Source organism: Pseudomonas sp. nanlin1 (assembly GCF_045571515.1).
Lineage (GTDB): Bacteria > Pseudomonadota > Gammaproteobacteria > Pseudomonadales > Pseudomonadaceae > Aquipseudomonas.
The window spans coordinates 422,635-444,082 of the sequence record NZ_CP124218.1 but is presented as its reverse complement, the minus strand read 5'-3'; the positions used below and the strand labels follow the sequence as shown (position 1 = coordinate 444,082).

General features: G+C 61.7%; 18 protein-coding genes and 1 pseudogene. 6 read left to right on the top strand and 13 right to left on the bottom strand.

Going from position 1 to position 21,448, the window contains the following annotated elements; genetic code table 11:
- The 10 genes from QCL65_RS02080 to bamE form a co-directional block, all read right to left on the bottom strand.
- Entirely contained in the window at positions 1 to 801 is an 801-nt protein-coding gene (locus tag QCL65_RS02080) for a transporter substrate-binding domain-containing protein (protein WP_407314405.1), read from the bottom strand.
- A 209-nt stretch (positions 802 to 1,010) separates the two neighbouring features.
- A complete protein-coding gene (gene mdoH, locus QCL65_RS02075) occupies positions 1,011 to 3,593 on the bottom strand; it encodes a glucans biosynthesis glucosyltransferase MdoH (protein ID WP_407314403.1) in 2,583 nt (860 codons plus the stop codon).
- Positions 3,586 to 5,319 carry a glucan biosynthesis protein G gene (locus QCL65_RS02070; RefSeq protein ID WP_407314401.1) on the bottom strand — a complete coding sequence of 578 codons (1,734 nt, stop codon included), beginning with the start codon at positions 5,317 to 5,319 and terminating at the stop codon, positions 3,586 to 3,588. The genes mdoH and QCL65_RS02070 overlap by 8 nt, the downstream gene beginning before the upstream one ends.
- Before the next feature lie 265 nt (positions 5,320 to 5,584).
- The gene (gene dtd / locus QCL65_RS02065) at positions 5,585 to 6,022 is read right to left on the bottom strand and encodes a D-aminoacyl-tRNA deacylase (protein ID WP_407314399.1); all 438 of its coding nucleotides are present in this window, start codon (positions 6,020 to 6,022) and stop codon (positions 5,585 to 5,587) included.
- A complete protein-coding gene (gene pip, locus QCL65_RS02060; RefSeq protein ID WP_407314397.1) occupies positions 6,019 to 6,990 on the bottom strand; it encodes a prolyl aminopeptidase in 972 nt (323 codons plus the stop codon). The genes dtd and pip overlap by 4 nt, the downstream gene beginning before the upstream one ends.
- 108 nt (positions 6,991 to 7,098) lie before the next feature.
- Positions 7,099 to 7,920, bottom strand: coding sequence for a glycine betaine/L-proline ABC transporter ATP-binding protein (locus tag QCL65_RS02055; protein ID WP_407314395.1), 822 nt, complete (start codon positions 7,918 to 7,920; stop codon positions 7,099 to 7,101).
- Complete coding sequence (locus tag QCL65_RS02050; RefSeq protein WP_407314393.1) at positions 7,917 to 8,768, bottom strand: ABC transporter permease; 852 nt, start codon at positions 8,766 to 8,768, stop codon at positions 7,917 to 7,919. Before QCL65_RS02050 ends, QCL65_RS02055 begins: the two co-directional genes overlap by 4 nt.
- Before the next feature lie 79 nt (positions 8,769 to 8,847).
- Positions 8,848 to 9,582, bottom strand: coding sequence for a histidine utilization repressor (gene hutC / locus QCL65_RS02045; RefSeq protein WP_407314391.1), 735 nt, complete (start codon positions 9,580 to 9,582; stop codon positions 8,848 to 8,850).
- A 101-nt stretch (positions 9,583 to 9,683) separates the two neighbouring features.
- The gene (locus QCL65_RS02040; RefSeq protein ID WP_407314389.1) at positions 9,684 to 10,262 is read right to left on the bottom strand and encodes a lipocalin family protein; all 579 of its coding nucleotides are present in this window, start codon (positions 10,260 to 10,262) and stop codon (positions 9,684 to 9,686) included.
- On the bottom strand, positions 10,259 to 10,513 hold the full coding sequence (bamE, locus tag QCL65_RS02035) for an outer membrane protein assembly factor BamE (protein ID WP_407314387.1): 255 nt from the start codon (positions 10,511 to 10,513) through the stop codon (positions 10,259 to 10,261). Before bamE ends, QCL65_RS02040 begins: the two co-directional genes overlap by 4 nt.
- A gap of 208 nt (positions 10,514 to 10,721) precedes the next feature.
- Between bamE and QCL65_RS02030 the strand changes: the two are divergent.
- A pseudogene (locus QCL65_RS02030) lies at positions 10,722 to 11,759 on the top strand (cache domain-containing protein); the annotation flags it as partial.
- Positions 11,760 to 11,849: 90 nt separating this feature from the next.
- Positions 11,850 to 12,614, top strand: coding sequence for a methyl-accepting chemotaxis protein (locus tag QCL65_RS02025; RefSeq protein ID WP_407316623.1), 765 nt, complete (start codon positions 11,850 to 11,852; stop codon positions 12,612 to 12,614).
- 39 nt (positions 12,615 to 12,653) lie between these two features.
- On the opposite strand, the gene QCL65_RS02020 is transcribed toward QCL65_RS02025, so the two are convergent.
- Positions 12,654 to 13,709, bottom strand: coding sequence for a haloacid dehalogenase-like hydrolase (locus QCL65_RS02020; RefSeq protein ID WP_407314385.1), 1,056 nt, complete (start codon positions 13,707 to 13,709; stop codon positions 12,654 to 12,656).
- A gap of 219 nt (positions 13,710 to 13,928) precedes the next feature.
- Between QCL65_RS02020 and QCL65_RS02015 the strand changes: the two genes are divergently transcribed.
- Complete coding sequence (locus QCL65_RS02015) at positions 13,929 to 15,320, top strand: L-cystine transporter (RefSeq protein ID WP_407314383.1); 1,392 nt, start codon at positions 13,929 to 13,931, stop codon at positions 15,318 to 15,320.
- Between the two features lie 4 nt (positions 15,321 to 15,324).
- Here QCL65_RS02015 and folA read toward each other — a convergent pair whose 3' ends face one another.
- The gene (gene folA / locus QCL65_RS02010) at positions 15,325 to 15,837 is read right to left on the bottom strand and encodes a type 3 dihydrofolate reductase (RefSeq protein WP_407314381.1); all 513 of its coding nucleotides are present in this window, start codon (positions 15,835 to 15,837) and stop codon (positions 15,325 to 15,327) included.
- A gap of 66 nt (positions 15,838 to 15,903) precedes the next feature.
- On the opposite strand from folA, the gene QCL65_RS02005 reads away from it, so the two are divergent.
- Both QCL65_RS02005 and QCL65_RS02000 read left to right on the top strand, forming a co-directional pair.
- Entirely contained in the window at positions 15,904 to 17,283 is a 1,380-nt protein-coding gene (locus QCL65_RS02005; RefSeq protein ID WP_407314379.1) for a DUF2868 domain-containing protein, read from the top strand.
- Positions 17,276 to 18,625 carry a GTPase/DUF3482 domain-containing protein gene (locus QCL65_RS02000; RefSeq protein ID WP_407314377.1) on the top strand — a complete coding sequence of 450 codons (1,350 nt, stop codon included), beginning with the start codon at positions 17,276 to 17,278 and terminating at the stop codon, positions 18,623 to 18,625. The genes QCL65_RS02005 and QCL65_RS02000 overlap by 8 nt, the downstream gene beginning before the upstream one ends.
- A gap of 29 nt (positions 18,626 to 18,654) precedes the next feature.
- On the opposite strand, the gene QCL65_RS01995 is transcribed toward QCL65_RS02000, so the two are convergent.
- Positions 18,655 to 20,868 carry a heavy metal translocating P-type ATPase gene (locus QCL65_RS01995; protein ID WP_407314375.1) on the bottom strand — a complete coding sequence of 738 codons (2,214 nt, stop codon included), beginning with the start codon at positions 20,866 to 20,868 and terminating at the stop codon, positions 18,655 to 18,657.
- Between the two features lie 86 nt (positions 20,869 to 20,954).
- Here QCL65_RS01995 and cadR point away from each other — a divergent pair, with 86 nt between their 5' ends.
- Complete coding sequence (cadR, locus tag QCL65_RS01990) at positions 20,955 to 21,404, top strand: Cd(II)/Pb(II)-responsive transcriptional regulator (protein WP_407316621.1); 450 nt, start codon at positions 20,955 to 20,957, stop codon at positions 21,402 to 21,404.
- The last annotated feature ends 44 nt before the right edge of the window (positions 21,405 to 21,448 follow it).

Sequence of the window (21,448 nt, the reverse complement as noted above, 5' to 3'; positions counted from 1 at the left end):
TTATTCCATTTCCTTGAGCCAAGTGGTGCTCTTGAACCACTTGTTATGAATGCGCTCGTAGGTGCCGTCTTCGCGGATCTGATGCAGGAAGTTGTTGATCCAGTTGAGGCTGTCGTGGTCACCCTTCTTCAGGCCGAAAGCGAGCGGCTCGTAGGTGAAGGGCTGGTCCAGGTACACCAACTTGCCGTTGCCGAGTTTCTCCATGGCCACGACGTTATAAGGCGAATCATAGATAAAGGCATCGGCCTTGCCGTTGACCACGTCCAGGACCGCTTCGGGCTCATTGTCATAGCCGTGGTATTGCGCTTTAGCGATCAGTTTTTTGGCCACCAGCTCGCCGGTGGTCCCAAACTTGGACGTCAGGCGATAGTCGGGGCTGTTCAAGTCTTTGTAGGATTTGACAGTGTCGGCCAACTCTTTGCGAATCAGCAGGGTTTGCCCGACCACGATAAAGGGCTCGCTGAAGTTGATGCGCAAGTTGCGTTCTTGAGTGAGGGTCAAACCACTGCCAATCAAATCGAACTTGCCGGTTAACAGCGCAGGGATGATGCCGTCCAGGCCTGTGGAAACCAATTCGAGTTTGACCCCCATGGCTTTGGCCATGGCCTTGAGTACGTCCACTTCGAAACCAATGATTTCGCCGCGTTTGTTGGTCATCTCGAAGGGCATGTAGGTAGGGTCCATGCCAACCCGCAAAGTGCCGCGTTTCACGGCATCGTCAATCGCGCCTTCTGCATAGGCAGTGCCGGCGCAGGCCCACGCCATGACACCCAGTAGCCAGATCGACAGATACTTCTTCATCACAAACCCTACCCTCACCCAATTACTCGGCAACGCGAGGCACTCACGCACCATTTCGGGGTGCGATCCTAACCTGTTCACCGTTCAGCACAAGGGTTTGATAAGACTTTGTTGCGCAAAGGCGGGGGTTTTAAGACGGTGCATGGGCGCAAGGCCTATGCTGCCGGACAAGAAAACGGCCTTGAGCACTAGGCTCAAGGCCGTTGTTTTCAGGCGTTTGCCAGGCCTGACGGCACGCTGGGCACCGCGGGTTGCAATGGCAATAGCGGCGCGTGAGGGTCCGCTTCTACCGATGAGCGCCAGGCGCCCAACCAGAGTGCATTGGACTCGTTCCAAATGCGGGCGTGGAGCCGAGACAGTGCAACCGGGTCACTGAGCAACTTCAAACGGCTGTTACCGTCGAGCTTCTCGGGGCCCAATTCGAGGGCTTTCATCACCCATTCCGCCCGCGCAGCCTCGACCGGCGCCGCTTTACCATGGCGCGCAGTGGCCAGGCCGCAAGCCAAGGCATTCTGCTGTGGATCGACCACTGCCCGGACGAAACCGTCCTTGAGGGCGTGCCAGCGGTTTTCGTGGGTGTATTGATCAGTCGAAACCAGTTCCTGCGGCGTCGCATATTCCTCTGGGATCAGGAACAGCTTTTCATCACGCGCCTGCAGGCCCAGGTTGGTCCGGCTAGAGATCACCGATACCGGAATCGACAGCATCAACGAACCGACGATCGGCGTGAGCCACCACAGGAAGCTCGGGTTCAGCCAGATCACCAGCGCGGCCCAAAGGGCGCCCAGCACTGTCTGCGAACCGTGGCGCTTGACCGCTTCGAGCCATGGGGTCGAGTCGTCGTCACGCTGTGGGGAGTTCCAGGTCGCCGCCCAGCCCAAAAACGCGGCCAGTACGAAGCGGGTGTGGAACAACATGCGTACCGGCGCCAGCAACATGGAGAACAGCATCTCCAGCAGCATGGACAGGGTCACCTTGAAGCGGCCGCCGTATTCTTTCGCGCCCTTGGCCCAGATCAGAATGATACTGAGCAACTTGGGCAGGAACAGCAATACGATGGTGGTGGAGAACAACGCCACGGCTTTATCGGGGTGCCATTGCGGCCACAACGGGTAAAGCTGTCGCGGCTCCATGAAGTAGGTCGGCTCCATCAAGGTGTTCACCGCCAACAAGGCTGTCGATAGCACCAGGAAGAAGAACCACAGAGGCGCCGACAGGTACGACATCACCCCGGTCAGAAACACAGCCCGGTGCACCGGGTGCATGCCTTTGACCAAAAACAGGCGGAAGTTCATCAAGTTACCGTGACACCAACGGCGGTCACGCTTGAGCTCATCGAGCAAGTTAGGCGGCAGCTCTTCGTAGCTGCCCGGCAAGTCGTAGGCGATCCACACGCCCCAGCCGGCCCGGCGCATCAGAGCCGCTTCGACGAAGTCATGGGACAAGATCGCCCCAGCGAAAGCGCCCTTACCCGGCAACGGCGCCAAGGCGCAGTGCTCGATAAAAGGCTTCATGCGGATGATCGCGTTGTGCCCCCAGTAGTGGGACTCACCCAACTGCCAGAAATGCAGGCCGGCCGTGAACAGCGGGCCGTAGACGCGGGTCGCGAACTGCTGCATACGGGCGTACAGGGTGTCCATGCCGGACGCTTTTGGCGCGGTCTGGATAATACCGGCATCTGGGGTGGCTTCCATCAAGCGCACCAGGCTGGTGAGGCACTCACCGCTCATGACGCTGTCGGCGTCCAATACCACCATGTAGCGGTAGTCACCGCCCCAGCGACGGCAGAAGTCATCAAGGTTACCGCTTTTGCGTTTAACCCGACGGCGCCGCCGACGGTAGAAAATGCGCCCAAAGCCTTTGGCTTCTTTGCACACTTCCAGCCAGGCCTGCTGCTCAGCCACGGCGATGTCTGGGTCGTTGGTGTCGCTGAGTACGAAGAAGTCGAAACGGTCGAGGTCGCCGGTGGCGGCTACCGACTCGAACGTCGCCCGCAAGCCCGCGAACACCCGCGGCACGTCTTCGTTACAGATTGGCATAACCAATGCCGTACGGGCGCCGGCTTCGATGGGCTCGTTGCCCGCGCTGGCACCGGAGATACGGTACTTGTCACGGCCGGTCAGCAGCTCCAAAAAGCCCATCAGGGCCGTCCAGAAACCTGCCGATACCCAGCAGAACAGGATCCCGAACAGCACCAGAATACTGGTCTGCAGGAAGTACGGCAGTACCTGGGTGGCGGTTTGCAGGATCGGTTGGTGCAGCACTTCCTGCAGGTCGACCATGCCCCAGCCCTGGTAGGGCATGATGCCTTTCATGTACCAACCGGCCACGATCGTCTGGCCGAGCATCAGCACCAGAAGAATATAGCGACGCATCGAACCCACCCAACGCCAACGGGCGTGGGGTAGGTCGCGTTTGTCGCTGGTGGGCTCGGGCCGGCTTTCCTGGCCGGTGACCTTGCGCCAGGCACGAACCAAAATATTAGTGCGCCATGGCTCAGGCACGACCTTGGTGCGCTTGATCGGTGGCGTGGCCTTGAGCACTACCCGGCCGCTGGGGTCCAGACCAAGCATCTCAGCCTCGGCCAATGCCTCTGCGCTGGAGAGCTCCAGGCGGCGACCCACCGAGGATTGCACAGCCTCGGACGGGCCACCGGCAGGGCGCGCGGACAAGCGCTCATGCAGTTCCTCGAAGGAAGAGCAAGCGGCCAGTTCGGCACGCTGCTCGTCGCTCAAGGGCAGGTGAGCGAGGTACTCGCTCAGCGTCTCTGGGGAAGCGGGCAAATTACTCATCGGCGGGCAACTGGTAGCTCCAAGTTTCAGTCAGGACCTGTTCGGTCGTGGCCGGTTCGGTCGGTGCGGCAGGTTGCTCATCGGCAGGAGCGGCGGCAGGTTCAGCCTTATCGGCTTTAGCGTGGGCCTTCTCATGCTTGGCTGTGGTTTTCTCGTGCTTAGCAGGTTCTTCCGGCTTGGCCGCTTCAACGGGCACGTCACGCACCAGGGCCGCGCGCATCTCGACGGCTTTGGCAGCATCTTTGACCTTCAAGCGCAGGGTCAGGCGCCAGCCTTGGGTCTCAGGGTTGTAACGAACGTTGTTTTCAACCAATTCGCCGTTGTCACCCACGCTGACCTGGCTACGCAGGACCGTATCTTCAGGCAATGCCTTGAGTACCGGCCCTTCATAGTCGATGAGGAAAGCCATGCTGCCGTCGGCTTGCCGCACCAGGTTGGCCTGCTTGACGTCACCGGTGGAACGCAGCGTTTGCTTGACCCAAGCCGTTTCAGGCGAGTGCAGCGCTGCTTCGTCCATGGTCCAGTGGATGCGATAGTTGCTTTCCAGTGGCTCGCCCGGCTGGGGCTGAACTTCAGGGTTCCAGAAGGCAACGATGTTGTCATTGGTTTCGTCGGCGGTAGGAATTTCTACCAGATCGACGGTGCCCTTGCCCCAATCGCCACGCGGCTCTACCCAAGCGCTGGGGCGCTTGTCGTAGCGGTCGTCGAGGTCTTCGTAGCGGGAGAACTCACGGCCGCGCTGCAACAGCCCGAAGCCGCGTGGGTTTTCCACGCTGAAGCTGCTAACTGCCAAGTGTTTAGGGTTATTCAGTGGGCGCCACAGCCACTCGCCATTGCCGGCATGGATCGACAGACCGGTGGAGTCATGCAATTCGCGGCGATAGTTCTGCACTTTTGATGGCTGGTTGGTGCCGAACAGGAACATGCTGGTCAGCGGTGCAACGCCAAGGCGGCCCACTTTGTCGCGCAGGAACACTTTAGAGCGCACGTCGACCACGGTGTCGGTACCTGGGCGCAAGACCATGCGGTAAGCGCCGGTCGAACGTGGCGAGTCGAGCAAGGCGTAGATCACCAAGTGCTTGGCTTCAGGGGTCGGTTGCTCGATCCAGAACTCGGTGAAGCGCGGAAACTCTTCGCCCGATGGCATGGCGGTGTCCAGAGCCAGGCCGCGTGCGGACAGGCCGTAAACCTGACCTTTGCCGATGACGCGGAAATAACTCGCGCCCAGGACGGTCATGATTTCGTCCTGTTTGTCGGCCTTGTTGATCGGGTAGGTCACCTTAAAACCGGCGTAGCCCAGTTTCTCAGTGGCTTTGGGGTCGAATTTGATGTCGCCAAAGTCGAAGCGCCCCGAGTCGTACTTGATCTCGTTGACGGCGGTTGCGGTGACTTCGTTGATTTTGACCGGCGTGTCGAAGTGCATACCCTGGTGGTAGAACGACAGCTTGAACGGAGTCTTGGCAGACGCCCATTCGGCTTGTTCCGGGCGGAAGCGAATTTTTTGGTAGTCAGCGAACTTCATGTCGCGAAATTCGTTCGGCAAATTGCTTTTCGGGGCTTCGAACTTCTGCCCGGCCAACTCTTTTGCCTTGGCCGCTACATCATCGAGGTCGAAGGCCCAGAGCTGCCCGGCACTGAGCAGGCACAGCAGCGCGGAACCGTTGAGCAGCGCGCTGCGCAGCCGCTTGCGGGGTGTTCTTGGAGCATTAAAAGGACTAACAATCACGAGCAACCCTCGCCGAAAAACAGATCAATAAACCAACGGCCAGCTTTCGTTTGCCAGGTTGGCGAGCATTGTTCCGACTCCGAAAGGGCGCAATGATTCCCCAAGCGGTGGCAGACGCGTCTCAAACTGGACAAAAAAGGACTGGTGAACACCGGTTTCCACAACGCGCGATTATCTAGCAGGCCGCGTCACAACGCATCAGGTTAAACAAAGTATTTATGCCGTAAAGGGCGGCTTTCTTCTGTAAATAGTCATTTCAGCCCGCTCATGTTTGTAGCATGAATGTAACAGGGCCATCGTTGACCAGATGGACCTGCATATCAGCGCCAAAACGCCCGGTCGCAACGCTTGGATGGACCGTGCTGGCACGCGCCACCAAGTAGTCGAACAACTGCGCCCCCAACTCGGGCGGTGCCGCCCGAGAGAAACTGGGGCGCAGGCCGCTTTGGGTGTCAGCGGCCAGGGTGAACTGAGACACCAACAATAACCCGCCGTCGACAGCTGTAAGCGAGAGGTTCATCTTGCCGTGCTCATCGGCGAATACCCGATAGTTGAGCAACTTGTGGAGCAACTTGTCGACACTGGCAGGGTTATCGTCGGGTTCTACCGCCACCAATACCAATAAGCCAACGCCGATCTGCCCGACCACTTCGCCTGCGACTTCGACTCGTGCTGCGCTGACGCGCTGCAGCAGTGCCTTCACGCCTCCTCCAACGGCAAGTCCAGCAAGCGCCGAGCCATTTGGTCGGCCGCGCGCACTAACGCGTCAGTGATACCCGGCTCGGAAGCGGCGTGCCCGGCATCACGGATGACCTGCAACTCGCTGTTCGGCCAAGCCTGGTGTAGCTCCCAGGCGTTGTCGAGTGGGCAGATCACGTCGTAACGGCCGTGCACGATAACGGCAGGCAGGTGGGCGATCAGGGGTACATCGCGGATCAACTGGTTCGGTTCCAGGAAGGCATTGTTCATAAAGTAATGGCATTCGATCCGCGCGATGGAGAGGGCCCGCTGCGGTTCAGAGAAGCGGTCGACCACCAACGGGTTGGGGCGCAGAGTGGCCGTACGGCCTTCCCAAGTTGACCAGGCCTTGGCCGCATGCATTTGGGCGATCTGGTCGGCCCCGGTCAGACGTTTATGGAACGCCTTGAGCAGGTCGTCACGCTCATCCACCGGGATGGGCGACAGGTAGTCCTGCCAGTAATCCGGGAACATGCGGCTGGCGCCGGCCTGGTAGAACCAGTGGATTTCTTGCGGGCGGCATAAAAAGATGCCGCGCAGGATCAGCCCATGTACGCGCTCAGGGTGAGTCTGGGCATACGCCAGCGCCAGGGTCGAGCCCCAGGAGCCGCCGAACAGCACCCATTTGTCGATGCCCAGGTGTTCGCGAATCCGCTCCATGTCCTGCACCAGGTGCCAGGTGGTGTTGTTTTCCAGGCTCGCATGGGGGGTAGAACGGCCACAGCCGCGCTGGTCGAAGGTGATGATGCGGTACAGGTTAGGGTCGAAATAGCAGCGGCTGGCGCCATCGCAGCCCGCGCCGGGCCCGCCATGGATAAACAACACAGGCAAGCCTTCTGGCGAACCGCTCTCGTCGACATACAGCACATGCGGCTCTTCCACGGCCAGATCGTGCCTGGCGTAAGGTTTGATCTGTGGGTACAAGGTCTGCATCGCACGCTCCGTAGGGTATTGGTCAGGCTATGGCGCATCATAAACCTGAATAGCCTTATGCCGCATACCCCCCTGTTTTTTTAAAAACGCCGGGGCCAACGCCGCCTTTCAAACCGGTACGGACCGACGCTGAACGAAGCGGTCCACGTAATCGTCTGCGGGGTTTCGTAGGATCTGCTCGGGCGTGCCCACTTGCACCAGGCGGCCGGCGCGCAAAATGGCGATGCGGTTACCCAGACGCAGGGCCTCGTCAAGGTCATGGGTAATGAACACGATGGTCTTGCGCAGACGCTGCTGCAAGTCGAGCAGTTGGTCCTGCATCTCGGCGCGGATTAACGGGTCGAGTGCGCTGAAGGCTTCGTCCATCAGAATGATGTCGGTGTCGGTGGCCAACGCCCGGGCCAGGCCGACCCGCTGGCGCATGCCGCCCGAAAGCTGGTCGGGCCAGGCATGTTCGTAACCCTCCAGGCCCACCATGCTCACCCAATGGGCGGCACGCTCACGGCATTGGGCGCTGCTCTGGCCACGCACCTTGAGGCCGTAGGCGACGTTATCGAGCACGCTGCGGTGAGGCAGCAAACCGAAGTTCTGGAACACCATGCTGACTTTATGCCGCCGGTACTCGCGCAACGCCTTCATGTCATAGCCCAGGATACTTTCGCCATCGACCCGGATGTCACCGCAAGAAGGGTCGATCAAGCGGTTCAGGTGGCGCACCAGGGTCGACTTGCCTGAGCCGGAGAGGCCCATGATCACGAAAATCTCGCCGCTGGCCACGCTCAGGCTCAGGTCATCGACCCCGACCACACAGCCGGTCTGGGCCAGTATCTGCTCTTTGTCATGGCCCGCCCGTAACAGCGCGAGACCTTGCTCGGCGCGGGCGCCGAAGACTTTCGACACGCCCTCGACCACGATCTTCGCAGCACTCATGGCTTGACCTCGCGGCGTGGCCGACCATAAGCCTGGGTAATGCGGTCGATGACCACAGCCAAGACCACGATGGCCAGCCCGGCCTCCAGGCCGCGGCCAACGTTGAGGGTCTGAATGCCCACCAGGACATCCTCGCCCAGCCCACGGGCGCCGATCATCGAGGCAATTACCACCATGGACAGCGACATCATGGTCGTCTGGTTCACCCCGGCCATAATGCTGGGCAGCGCCAGGGGCAGTTGTACGCCGAACAATTGTTGCCAGGGATTGGCGCCGAAGGCGTTAACCGCCTCCATGACCTCGCGGTCGACCTGACGGATCCCCAGGTCGGTCAAGCGTATCAAAGGTGCCACGGCGTAGATAACGGTGGCAAAAATGGCCGGGACTTTGCCCAGGCCAAACAGCATCAATACCGGAATCAGGTAAACGAAAGTAGGCAGCGTTTGCATGATGTCGAGCAGCGGCATCATCACCGCGCGCAAGCGCCGACTGCGGGCGGCGAGAATACCCAGGGGGATGCCAATACACACCGACAAGGTGGTCGCCACCAGCATCAAGGCCAGGGTCTGCATGAGCTTGTCCCACAAGCCCACGGCGCCCACCAGAAAAAGCAAAGCGACGATCAGCACAGCACTTAACCAACGGCGCGTGGCATGCCAGGCAATACCCCCCACTACCAGCAGTAGCAACCACCAGGGCGTCATGCGCAAGAGCCCTTCCAAGCCCATCAGGGCCCACAGCAAGGTGTCGGACACCTGGCGCAGCGCATCGCCGTACTGGCCCACTAGTTTGTCGACTGCTGCGTTGATCCAGTCCGCAATCGAGAAGGTCAGGCTATCGGGAAACATAGGCGGTTCTCATGGGCCATGAAACAGGATGGATACCGTGAGACCCCGGCGCACCACGCAGGTGCCGCACGCTTACCACTCAGTTGCCGAAGCGGCCTTCCAGGCGGTGCCTGGAGCCTGGGTGGATCAAACGCGCGGCGGTCACTGGCTGGCGGCCGGACCACGTCCGGCGGCGGATCAGCAGGCACGGCTCGTTGGGGTTTATCTGCAACAGGCGGCACTCTTCGGGGTCTGCCAAGATCGCTTCCACCACGTGCTCACCTTCGGTCAACGGCGCGACCTTGGACAAGTAGGCATAAGGGGTCTGCAGGGTGAAGTCCTGCTCCAGGTAATGCGGCGCGGCCTGGGCATTGACGTAACGGTCCTCGATTTGCAGGGGCTCGCCGTCTTCGTAGTGGACGATCACCGAATGATAGACCCGCTGCCCCTCGCGCAGATTCAGCGCCACGGCGCGCTGCGGGCCAGCAGGCTCTTCATTCAAAAGCACCACCTGGCACGTATGGCGGTGCCCGCGCGCGGCGATCTCGTCGGCAATGTTATGCACCTCGAACAGCGCCGAGCGGGTTTTCGGCTCAGCGACAAAGGTGCCGACCCCCTGCATGCGCACCAAGAGCCCTTCGGCGGTCAGTTCGCGCAGCGCCCGGTTGATGGTCATGCGGCTAAAGCCCAACTGCGCCACCAACTCGCTCTCCGAAGGCACGCGATGGTGGGGAGGCCAGTTGCCTGTGAGGATCTCCCGACCGATCATCTGCTTGACGCGCGCATACAGCGGCGCCGGGCTTTCATCCCGAGTGGCAGTGGGCTGGGTTGGCACAGGCGTTCCTTGGTCGGTGGTTAAGCCGCGTCGCGGCGGCGGGGCAAGGCAAAGTCTAACGGGCCAGCACGGCGTTGCCTATCGACTAACAAGCAAGGGCGCTACTGGCCAATTTCCGAATCGGCACCACGCCAGATCAGGCGCGAAGTGTCATAGCCCTGTTCGCGCGCCTTGGCCAGCAGCTGCTCGCGCACGGCGCTGCTAACCTTGGGCGTACGCGACAGCAACCACAAGTATTTGCGCGTGGGGCTGCCCACGACGGCGGTGCGGTAATGGTCATCGATGGCCAAGATCCAATAGTCACCTTTGGCAACGCCCGGCAGCAAGCGCGAGAACCAGTTATCGAACTCTACCGACAGCTTGTCCGTCACGCCCGGCCCTTGGGGGGTCGCGGTGCCGATCGCCTCTTGCCAGTCACCGGCGCTGGTGCGGCAACGGTTTAGCACGCCAAGGTTACCGTCGCCTTTGACGGTGTAATGGGCCTCGGATTGCACGCAATTGCGCTGAAAGAACATGGGCATGCGCGCCAATTCATACCAGGTGCCGGTGTAGCGCTTGAGGTCGACCTGACCCTCGGTCTTCGGCGGGGGCGCGCCGTCGTCCCGAGTGGCACAGGCCGCCAGGGCTAACCCGGCGATAACAGCGGCGGCCAGCCCTATTAGCGTTCTGCCTCTGATCATTTCAAGCCCTGCCCGGAATACAGCAGCACGTTGTCGCTGGCGTACTGGACGCTGATAAAGCTGTCTTTGTCGCCCCATGTGCAGCTGGCCATGCCCAGCGCCCCGGAGCAGTCGGTGGGCGTGCCCAGCAGTTGCTCGACTTCGGCGCGGCTCATGCCGGCCTTGAGCTTGGCGTAGTTTTCCTGATTGACCTTGTTGCAGGCCACCAACAGTACGCATAACGACAATACGGCTATCGAACGCAACGACATCTGGAATCACTCCTGGGCATAGGTAAGGCGGTTGCCCACCCGTGCGTTGGAATCGAAATCCTACCTCGGGTTCCCAGGCTACCCGTGGATTTGTACCAAGGCCCGAGTTAGAGCGCCGCCTAGCCGATTGGATTAATCTTTCCGACCTGGCCGCCGACACAAGATCTGCAAAACTTCCCCCAGATCGACCTTGCGGACAGACCTGCAGATGATGAACAACCTGAAATTCAGCCACAAAATTCTGCTGGCTGCCGCCCTTGTGGTGGCCGTCGCGTTCACCTGCTTCATTGCCTTCAACGACTACCGGCAACGCCAGACCCTGCGCCACAACACCGAGTCGTCGATGCAGGAGCTCGGCAGCCTGACCACCAGCAACATCCAGACGTGGCTCAATAGCCGTATCCAACTGCTGCAATCGCTGGCTCAGCAAGTGGCCGTGGACGGTGACGCCGCCCCGAGCCTGAGCCGCAGCGTAGGCCTGCCGGCGTATACCAGCAACTTCCAGCTCACCTACTTCGGCGGGCAAAATGGCGTGATGTATTCGGTGCCCGCCGGCAACCGCCCGGCCGACTATGACCCGCGCGTCCGAGGCTGGTTCAAGGCGGCCGTGGCCGCGCAACAAACCATCGTCACCGAGCCCTATATCGCGGCCTCGTCAGGCAAGTTGGTGGTCACGGTGGCCAGCCCGGTCCAGCATGAGAAGCAGTTCATCGGCGTAGCAGGGGCCGATATCGACCTGTCGAGCATCAGCGCCATCATCAACTCGCTGAATTTCGGCGGCCACGGCCACGCGTTTATCGTCAGCGCCCAAGGCAAGATCCTGATCCACCCCGACAGCAAGCTGGTTCTCAAGACCCTGGCCGAAGCTTACCCACAAGGCGCGCCGCAGATTTCGCCCGGGGTGAAAGAAGTCACCATCGATGGCAAGCAACAGTTTCTGTCTTTTACCCATGTCGACGGCGTGCAGTCGGCCGACTGGTATGTCGCGCTGGCGCTGGACAAAGACGCCGCGTTTTCCATGCTGAGCGAGTTCCGCACTTCAGCCATTGTCGCCACGGTCATCGCAGTGATCATTATCATTGCGCTGCTGGGCCTGCTGATTCGCGTGTTGATGCAACCCCTGCACGTCATGGGCCGCGCCATGCACGACATCGCCGAAGGCGAAGGTGACCTGACGCGTCGCCTGGTGATCCATGGGCATGACGAGTTCGGCACCCTGGCGCTGTCGTTCAACCGCTTCGTCGAGCGCATTCATGAATCCATCCGTGAAGTTTCCTCCGCCACCGGGCAAGTCAGCGAAGTGGCGCAGCGGGTGGTGAGTGCTTCCAATTCGTCCATGCTCAACTCGGACCAACAGGCCAACCGCACCAACAGCGTGGCCGCTGCGATCAACGAACTGGGGGCGGCCGCCCAGGAAATCGCGCAGAACGCCGCCCTGGCCTCGCAACACTCCAGCGCCGCACGCAGCCTGGCCGAACAGGGCCAACAGGTGGTCAACCAGACCATCGAGGTGATGGGGCAACTGTCGAGCCGCATCAGCGACTCGTGCACTAACATCGAAACACTGAATGCCAACACGGTGAACATCGGGCAAATTCTCGAGGTCATCACCAGCATCTCGCAGCAAACCAACCTGCTGGCACTCAACGCGGCCATCGAGGCTGCCCGAGCCGGGGAAGCCGGCCGCGGTTTTGCGGTGGTGGCGGACGAGGTGCGCAACCTGGCGCACCGCACCCAGGACTCGGCGCAGCAAGTGCAAAAATTGATCGAAGAATTGCAACAGGGCGCACGTCAGGCCGTGGGCACCATGACCGAGAGCCAGGCTCAGAGCGAGCAGAGTGTCGGCATTGCCAACCAGGCCGGTGAACGCCTGGGCAGCGTCACCCAGCGTATCGGCGAAATCGACGGCATGAACCAGTCGGTCGCCACCGCAACCGAAGAGCAAACGGCGGTGGTGGAGGCGATCAACATGGACATCACCGAGATCAACACCTTGAACCAGGAAGGCGTGGAAAACCTACAGTCCACCTTGCATGCCTGTACTGACCTGGAACAGCAGGTTAGCCGGTTGAAGCATCTGGTGGGCAGCTTCAGGATTTAAAGCAGTCGGGTCGGGGCGTTGGCCCCGACCTTTGCGCCTTTACTGAATGTCCTCAGGCTTGACCACCACCCAGTTCTTGTCGGCGGTCACCGGCAGACCTTCTTTGGCCTGAGCGGCGGCATGCTTGGCGATCATGCCGTTGAGCTGGTCCATGTATTTGGCTTTGCGGTTGATCCACAGGTGCACCCCGCCTTTGCTCACGTCGACGCCGTGGAACAGCATAAAACCGTCGCTGGTGGGGGTATCGCCGCCGACCAGCACGGGTTTTTTCCATTCATCGATGTAGGTCAGGATCGCCGCCTGCTTGCCGGCCATCCAAGTGGCTGGCGTCCACAGATAGGGCGTCAACTCCAGGCCCAGGTTGGCCTTTTCGTCGTATTTCCCGGCGGTAATCTGCTTGCGGGCCGTGGTCAGCTCACCGCTCTTGCGGTCTTTGAGCAGCATGCTTACGCCGATCACGTTTTGCGGTTTGACGTTGTAACCGTACTTGGGATCAGAAGCGACCATGCGCACCAGTTCTTCCGAAGCGGCGGTGATCACATACACCTCGATGCCGTTCTCCATCAGCTTGTTGTACAGCTCTGCCTGGCCGGTGAAAACCCGTGGCGGCTCGACCTCGATGCTTTTCACCTGGTCACCGTCGTAATAGGTGCTGGGCACGGGTTTACCCGAGGCCATCAATTCGTCGACATAGCCTTTGAGCTCTTTGAGGGTGAAGCCCGAGAACACTTGAGCAACCCAGGGGTAGCAGACCATGTCGTCGATTTCGCACAGGCGGTAGTAGTAGCTGAACAAACTTTCCTTATGCTCGGCGGTGTCTTTGAACGGGATCAGCTTCAGCGAGGGGTCGAGTTTCTCCCGGCTCAACAAGCCTTTGTTTTCCATGAAGGGCAGCAGCGACTCTTCCAGGTCGTAGCGATAGCTGGTGTTGTCCATGTCAAACACAGCGTACTGGCCCTTGTTCGCGTTGGCGGCGATCATGGCATTCAATTGCTTGGCGGCAGGTTCCGGCCAATGCTTGAGATCGGTGGCGAAAGCGGAACCGGCCAAGGCCAGCCCCCAGGCAGCGGCAAGCAGTTTAGGCGCACGTTTCATCGACAGTTCTCCCCTAGTGAATACCCCACCGTAACAAATTTTGATGAACATTCTGCGCCCCAGACGACGGTGCAATGGCAGATTGCGCCACGGATAATCGCAAAAACGCCACCCTGTTATTCCAGAAACGACCATCACCCGGCCCAGCCGATCTAATTGTCATGGGATTCAAGGTGATATGCTTGCCGGCTAACTGGCGCTGCGCCCTTCGGAGTCCGTATGAACCTGCCACTGCTTTTCAACCTCCTGGTGTTTGTCGCCCTGCTACTAGGGCTTGCGCAAACCCGTAATACTCAGTGGAGCCTGGCGAAGAAGGTGTTACTCGGCCTGGCGTTGGGCGTGGCGTACGGGGCGGCGTTGCAGGGGATCTACGGCGCGGGCCAGCCGATGGTTAAAAGCACCTTGAGCTGGCTCGACCTGGTGGGCAGCGGTTACGTGCAATTGCTGCAGATGATCGTCATACCCTTGGTGTTCGCTTCGATACTCAGTGCCGTGGCGCGGCTGCACAATGCGTCGTCGCTGGGCAAGATCAGCTTCCTGACCATTGGCACCCTGCTGTTCACCACCCTGATCGCTGCCTTGATCGGTATCGCCCTGACCAACCTGTTCGGCCTCACCGCCGAAGGCCTGGTTGCCGGCACCCAGGAAACGGCCCGCCTGCAAACCATTCAAAACGACTACGCGGGTAAGGTGGCAGACCTCAACGTGCCGCAATTGCTGTTGTCGTTTATCCCGCAGAACCCTTTCGCTGACCTCGCCCGGGCCAAGCCCACCTCGATCATCAGCGTGGTGATCTTCGCCGCGTTCATGGGGGTAGCGGCTTTGCAGTTGCTCAAGGACGACAGCGAAAAGGGCGCGAAAGTGGTCGGGGCCATCGACATTCTGCAAGCCTGGGTCATGCGCCTGGTGCGGCTGGTGATCAAGCTGACGCCCTATGGCGTCATGGCGCTTATGGCCAAGATGGTCGCCAACTCGAACGTGCAGGACATTCTCAAGCTCGGTAGCTTCGTGGTGGTGTCGTACTTGGGCCTGGCCCTGATGTTCGTGGTTCATGGCCTGCTGTTAAGCGCGGCGGGCATCAACCCCCTGCGGTTTTTCCGCAAGGTATGGCCGGTGCTGACCTTCGCCTTCACCAGCCGCTCCAGCGCCGCGACCATTCCGCTCAGTATCGAAGCGCAAACCCAGCGCCTGGGCACGCCCCACGCCATTGCCAGCTTCGCCGCCTCGTTTGGCGCAACCATCGGCCAGAACGGCTGCGCAGGCCTCTACCCGGCGATGCTGGCGGTGATGGTCGCGCCCACGGTCGGCATCAACCCACTTGACCCACTGTGGATCGCCACATTAGTGGGGATTGTCACCCTGAGTTCGGCGGGTGTGGCGGGCGTCGGCGGCGGCGCTACTTTCGCGGCTTTGATCGTGTTGCCGGCCATGGGCTTACCGGTCACGCTGGTGGCGCTGTTGATCTCGGTGGAGCCTTTGATCGACATGGGCCGGACCGCTCTCAACGTCAGCGGCTCGATGACGGCGGGCACGCTGACCAGCCGCTGGATGAAGCAGACCGATCAAGCCGTGATGGACAGCGACGATCACGCCGACTTGGCCAAGGCCTGATAGCTCAGGCCCGCTCCCACACCTCGAACGCATAGCCCGGTGCTTGTGCAAGCGCCGGGTTGGCTTGGCTACTGACACACTGCCAAAGCCGCTCGTCGAACGCAGGAAACCAGGCGTCACCGGCAGGTTCCAGATCGACACGGGTCAGGTAAAGACGCTGGGCGTGCGGCAGGGCCTGTTCATACAGCTGCGCACCGCCGATCAACATGACCTCCTGGGCACCATTGGCCCGCGCCCAGGCTTCAGCCCGGTGTACGGCAGCGTCCAGAGAATCCAGTACCTCGGCCCCTTCCAGCAGCAGACCCGGCTGGCGGCTGACCACCAGGTTCAAGCGCCCGGGCAACGGCCGGCCGATGGAGTCCCAGGTCTTGCGGCCCATGATGATCGGCTTGCCCAGGGTCGTGGCTTTAAAGTATTTGAAATCCCCAGGCAGATGCCAGGGCATGCTGTTGTCGACGCCGATGACTCGGTTGCGAGCCAGGGCGGCGATCAGGCTCAGTGGTAGTGATGTCTTCATGGGTGAAAGAATACCAGAGCCGCCTTGGGTTATGCTCCAAGGCTGACCAGACCAATGGATGCTTATGTGACCGAACCGAATGCCCTGCACTCCTTGTGGCTGACCGAAGCCATCCGCCTGCGCGAAGAACAGGCCGGCCCGCTAGAAGACCTCGAAGCCAACCGCCAGGCGCGCCAGCACGGCGGCGACCTGGCGCAACGCATTCGCCACCGCGCGGTGTTTCTGGCCGAACGCGATGGCCAACGCCACGCTTTGGCCCGTTGGGCCCAGGGCGCCCGCCTAGCCCTGTTGCTCCTGGCGGTAGTGGCGCTGTTCAGCGGCGCCGGCCTGGCCATGGCGGCACTGGGGGATGGCCTGCGCCCGGTGAACGTATTCTGGGCGCTGGGCAGCTTGCTGGGTTTGAACCTGTTACTGCTGCTGAGTTGGGCCGTGGGCCTGTTGCTCACCGGTGAAACGCCTGCAGGCCTGGGCCGGCTGTGGTTATGGCTCAGTGGCAAACTGGCACGCGATGCTCAAGCCGCCCATCTGGGCCCGGCGCTGGTGCTGTTGCTACAACGGCAGCGGCTCAACCGCTGGGTGATCGGCAGCTTGGTCAATGGCCTCTGGTTGCTGGCATTGCTCAGTGCGATGGTCACCCTGCTGTTGCTATTGGCCACCCGGCGCTACGGTTTTGTCTGGGAGACCACCATTCTCGGCGCCGACACCTTTGTCGCCCTGACCCAAGCCCTGGGTGCGCTGCCGGGGGTGTTCGGCTTCAGCACGCCGGACAGCGGCATGATCCGCGCCAGCGGGGACACTGCCGTCAACCTTGAGGTAGCGCGCCAGGCCTGGGCCGGTTGGCTGGTCGGGGTATTGCTGGTGTATGGCATCCTCCCCCGCCTGTTACTGGCGGCGCTCTGCCTATGGCGCTGGCGTCGCGGCCAGGCGCGCCTCGACTTGGACCTCAAGCTGCCCGGTTACAGCGCCTTGCGTGAACGTCTGATGCCTAGCAGCGAACGCCTGGGTGTCAGCGACGCCGCCCCGGCGCATTTGCCTGGCGTGCAAACCAGCGTGACCACCGGGCACAGTAATGGCGCTCTATTGGTGGCCATTGAATTGGACCCGCAACGCACCTGGCCGCCGGCATTGCCTGCCTCGGTCAGCGATGCAGGGGTGCTCGACAGCCGCGAGTCGCGCAACCACTTGCTCGAACAACTCAGCCGCTTCCCCCCGGCGCGCCTGGCGATTGCCTGCGACCCGCAACGCTCGCCGGACCGCGGCAGCCTGGCGCTAATCGCCGAGCTGGCGCGCAGTGCCGCCGCCACGCGCGTGTGGCTGGTGCCTGCGCCCGCCGGGCATAGCCTAGACCCGCAACGCCTGGGTGATTGGCACGAGGCCTTGAGCCAACTGCAATTGCCCTATGGCGAAGAAAACCCCATTGCCTGGTTGGACAGCGCCCATGACTAAGCCTCTGACACTAGCCTTGGTGGGCCATACCAACGTCGGTAAAACGTCACTGCTGCGCACCCTGACCCGCGACATCGGCTTCGGCGAAGTGTCCCATCGCCCGAGCACGACCCGCCATGTGGAGGGCGCGCGGCTTTCGGTAGACGGCCAGGCGTTGCTCGAGCTGTACGACACCCCGGGCTTGGAAGACGCCATCGCCCTGCTCGACTACCTCGAACGCTTGGAGCGCCCCGGTGAACGCCTCGACGGGCCCGCCCGGCTCGCGCGATTCCTGCAAGGCCCAGAATCGCGCCAACGCTTCGAGCAGGAAGCCAAGGTGCTGCGCCAGCTGATGGCCAGCGATGCCGGCCTGTATGTGATCGACGCGCGCGAACCGGTGTTGGCCAAGTACCGCGATGAACTGGAAGTGCTCGCCGGCTGCGGAAAACCCTTATTGCCGGTGCTCAATTTCGTGGCCAGCGCCCAGCACCGTGAAACCGAATGGCGCGACGCCTTGGCGCGCCTGGGGCTGCATGCCCTGGTGCGCTTTGACAGCGTGGCGCCCCCCGAAGACGGCGAAAAGCGCCTCTATGAAAGCCTGGCTTTGTTGCTGGAGCACAGCCGTGACAGCCTGCAGCGTTTGATCGAAGACCAGCAGCAACAAAAGGCGGCGCGCCAACACAGCGCCAAGCGGCTGATCGCCGAGCTGTTGATCGACTGCGCCGCCTGCCGCCGCAGCGTGCCCAACGACGCCGTGCAACCCGCCATCGAAGCCCTGCATCAGGCCATTCGCCAGCGCGAACAACGCTGTGTTGAAGCCTTGCTCAAGCTGTATGCCTTTGGCCTGGACGACGCCACCGCCAGCGCCTTGCCCCTGCTGGACGGGCGCTGGGGTGACGACCTGTTCAACCCGGAAACCCTGAAACTGCTAGGGGTGCGAGTGGGCGGTGGGGTTGCCGCCGGCGCTGCGGCGGGCGCGGGGGTCGACTTGTTGGTCGGCGGCCTGACACTGGGCATGGCGGCCTTGGCCGGCGCCATTGCCGGCGGCGCGCTACAAACCGCGCGGGGCTATGGCGGGCGCTTGATGGGCAAGCTCAAAGGCGAGCGCGAATTGACCGTGGACGACAGCGTACTGCGCCTGCTCGCCCTGCGCCAAGGGCAACTGCTCAAGGCGCTGGAAAGCCGCGGCCATGCCGCCATCGGCAGCATCGAGGTGGCAATGCCCCAAGACAAAACCTGGCGCGAAGGCAAACTCCCACCCGCCTTGAGCAAGGCCCGCGCGCACCCGCAGTGGTCATCGTTGAACCCCAAGGCGAAACTGAACGACAGCGAACGGCAAGAACAGATCGACGCGTTGCTTTAAACGGCTTGGGGCCAAATGGCCCCGCCCCCTTAAACCTTGCGCAACAACCGCATGCCGTTGAACACCACCAGCAAGCTCACGCCCATGTCGGCGAATACCGCCATCCACAAGGTTGCCATCCCGGCAAAGGTGAACAGCAGGAACACGGCCTTGATGCCCAGCGCCAAGCTGATGTTCTGTAAGAGGATCGCCCGAGTCTGCCGCGACAAACGAATGAACGCCGGAATTTTGCGCAAATCGTCATCCATCAGGGCCACATCGGCGGTTTCAATCGCCGTGTCGGTCCCGGCGGCGGCCATAGCAAAGCCAATGTCGGCGCGGGCCAGGGCCGGGGCGTCGTTGATGCCATCACCGACCATGCCGACTTTACGCCCGCTGGCCACCAGCGTTTCGATCGCTTTTAGCTTGTCTTCCGGGAGCAGATTGCCTTGCGCCCGGTCAATCCCGACCTGCGCGGCAATGGCGGCGGCGGTATGGGGGTTGTCGCCGGTGAGCATCAGCGTCTCTACGCCCATGGCATGCAACTGAGCGATGGCCTCACGGCTGCTGTCCTTGACCGTGTCGGCAACCGCGAAGAGCGCCAGCGGGCCGTTGGCGTTCAGCAACAGCACCACGGTTTTACCTTGCTGCTCGAACGCGTCGAGCTGAGTTTCCAGCGCGGCGGAACACAGGCCCAGCTCTTCCACCAGGCGATGATTGCCCAGATGGTAGAGCTTGCCATCGACGATGCCACTCACGCCACGCCCGGGCAGCGCGTTGAATGCATCCACCGGCGCGCGGGGCGCATCGGGCAAGGCCTGAGCAATGGCGCGCGATACCGGGTGGTCGGAGCGCTCGGCAAGGCTGGCGGCGAGTGCCTGCGCCTGCGCTGCGAACTCAGGGGCCAGCGCCAGGAAATCAGTCTGGACCGGCTTGCCGTAGGTCAGCGTGCCGGTTTTGTCCAACGCGATCACCTTCAGGCGATGGCCGCTTTCCAGATACACGCCGCCCTTGATCAAGATGCCCCGGCGCGCCGCTGCGGTGAGCCCGCTGACGATGGTCACGGGGGTGGAAATCACCAGCGCACACGGGCAGGCCACCACCAGCAGGACCAAAGCCCGGTAGACCCAATCGAACCAGGGCAAGCCGCTGTACAGCGGCGGCACCAAAGCGACCAGCACCGCGATCAGAAACACCGCAGGGGTATATACTCGCGAAAAACGGTCCACAAAACGCTGGGTCGGTGCCCGCGCGCCTTGCGCCTGCTCCACGGCATGGATGATCCGCGCCAGCGTTGAGTGCCCCGCCGCAGCAGTGACGCGGTACTCCAGGCTGCCGGCCTGGTTGATAGTGCCGGCAAACACTTTATCGCCCGTAGCCTTCTCCACTGGCAGGCTTTCGCCGGTAATCGGCGCCTGATCGACACTAGATTGGCCGCTCACCACTTCGCCGTCCAGGCCGATGCGCTCGCCAGGCCGCACCCGCAACAGCGCGCCCAGTTCGATGGTCTCGACCCCCTGCTCCAGCCAGCGGCCGTCGGCCTGCTGCACCGTGGCGGTGTCCGGGGCCAATTTCATCAGGCCGCTAAGGGCGTTGCGCGCACGGTCGAGGGACTTCGCTTCGATCAGCTCAGCGACCGTAAACAGAAACATCACCATGGCCGCCTCGGGCCACTGGCCGATCAGAACGGCACCGGTGACCGCGATGCTCATCAGCGCATTGATGTTCAGGTTGAAGTTCTTCAGGGCGATCCAACCCTTTTTATACGTGGTCAGCCCACAGCTAACGATGGCCACCAAGGCAACCAGGGCGATCAGCCAGGTGGGCGCCAGCCCCGACAAATGCAGCGCTTCGGCAGCGAACGCCGCTACACCCGACAGCGCCAGCGGCCACCAGGGCTTGGCCACAGCCGCCGGGGCCGCCTGGGCGTCGCCTGCCTGCATCGCCTCGGCACTCATGCCCAAGGATTCGATAGCACTGACGATCGGCTGCGTGTCGGCCAGCACATGGCGCACCCCCAGCACGCGATTGATCAGGTTGAATTCCAGTTGCTGCACGCCGTCCAGCTTGCCCAGGCGGTTCTGGATCAAGGTCTGTTCGGTCGGGCAGTCCATCTGCTGGATGCGAAACAGGCTCAAAGTGGCGTCGGCACTCGGGGCGTCGGTCAATTGGACCTGGGCGGGCGCCGCAGCCCCATGGCTACAGCAGCTGTGCGCAGCGTGATCGTGTGCGTCGCTGGGGGAATGGCTAGAAGGATGACCCATGAACAAGATTCCTGAAGAGTGCCTGTTGCCAAGTGAACACCCTGTAGCCACTATAGGGTCAAGCATCTTCTTCTAGAGGCGTCATGATGAAAATCGGTGAACTGGCCAAAGCTACCGACTGCCCGGTGGAAACCATCCGCTATTACGAGCGTGAGCAACTCCTGCCTGCACCGTCACGCAGCGACGGTAACTACCGGCTGTACACCCAGGCCCACGTCGAACGGCTGACGTTCATCCGCAACTGCCGCACGCTGGACATGACCCTGGAAGAGATCCGCAGCCTGTTGAACCTGCGCGACAGCCCGCAGGACCAATGCCAAAGCGTCAATACCCTGATCGACGAGCACATCCACCACGTCAAGGCACGCATCGACGGCCTGGTCGACTTGCAGCAACAGTTATTGGACCTGCGCCAGCGCTGCAGCCCCGACAACGCCGACAGCCATTGCGCGATCCTGCAACAGCTGGAAGTCAGCGGCGCGGTCACGGCGCCCGACGGGGAGGCTTCCCATGTGGGGCGTAGTCATGGGCATTAGGGGGTGGTGAAGGGCAAGAGCTCGGGGGCAAGGCCTCCTCCTAC

Bases quoted from the DNA above. Each gene is read 5' to 3' on its own strand.
- QCL65_RS02080 (WP_407314405.1), bottom strand. From the start codon at position 801: ATGAAGAAGTATCTGTCGATCTGGCTACTGGGTGTCATGGCGTGGGCC.
- mdoH (WP_407314403.1), bottom strand. From the start codon at position 3,593: ATGAGTAATTTGCCCGCTTCCCCAGAGACGCTGAGCGAGTACCTCGCT.
- pip (WP_407314397.1), bottom strand. From the start codon at position 6,990: ATGCAGACCTTGTACCCACAGATCAAACCTTACGCCAGGCACGATCTG.
- QCL65_RS02055 (WP_407314395.1), bottom strand. From the start codon at position 7,920: ATGAGTGCTGCGAAGATCGTGGTCGAGGGCGTGTCGAAAGTCTTCGGC.
- QCL65_RS02050 (WP_407314393.1), bottom strand. From the start codon at position 8,768: ATGTTTCCCGATAGCCTGACCTTCTCGATTGCGGACTGGATCAACGCA.
- QCL65_RS02040 (WP_407314389.1), bottom strand. From the start codon at position 10,262: ATGATCAGAGGCAGAACGCTAATAGGGCTGGCCGCCGCTGTTATCGCC.
- bamE (WP_407314387.1), bottom strand. From the start codon at position 10,513: ATGTCGTTGCGTTCGATAGCCGTATTGTCGTTATGCGTACTGTTGGTG.
- QCL65_RS02025 (WP_407316623.1), top strand. From the start codon at position 11,850: ATGCTCAACTCGGACCAACAGGCCAACCGCACCAACAGCGTGGCCGCT.
- QCL65_RS02020 (WP_407314385.1), bottom strand. From the start codon at position 13,709: ATGAAACGTGCGCCTAAACTGCTTGCCGCTGCCTGGGGGCTGGCCTTG.
- QCL65_RS02015 (WP_407314383.1), top strand. From the start codon at position 13,929: ATGAACCTGCCACTGCTTTTCAACCTCCTGGTGTTTGTCGCCCTGCTA.
- folA (WP_407314381.1), bottom strand. From the start codon at position 15,837: ATGAAGACATCACTACCACTGAGCCTGATCGCCGCCCTGGCTCGCAAC.
- QCL65_RS02000 (WP_407314377.1), top strand. From the start codon at position 17,276: ATGACTAAGCCTCTGACACTAGCCTTGGTGGGCCATACCAACGTCGGT.
- QCL65_RS01995 (WP_407314375.1), bottom strand. From the start codon at position 20,868: ATGGGTCATCCTTCTAGCCATTCCCCCAGCGACGCACACGATCACGCT.
- cadR (WP_407316621.1), top strand. From the start codon at position 20,955: ATGAAAATCGGTGAACTGGCCAAAGCTACCGACTGCCCGGTGGAAACC.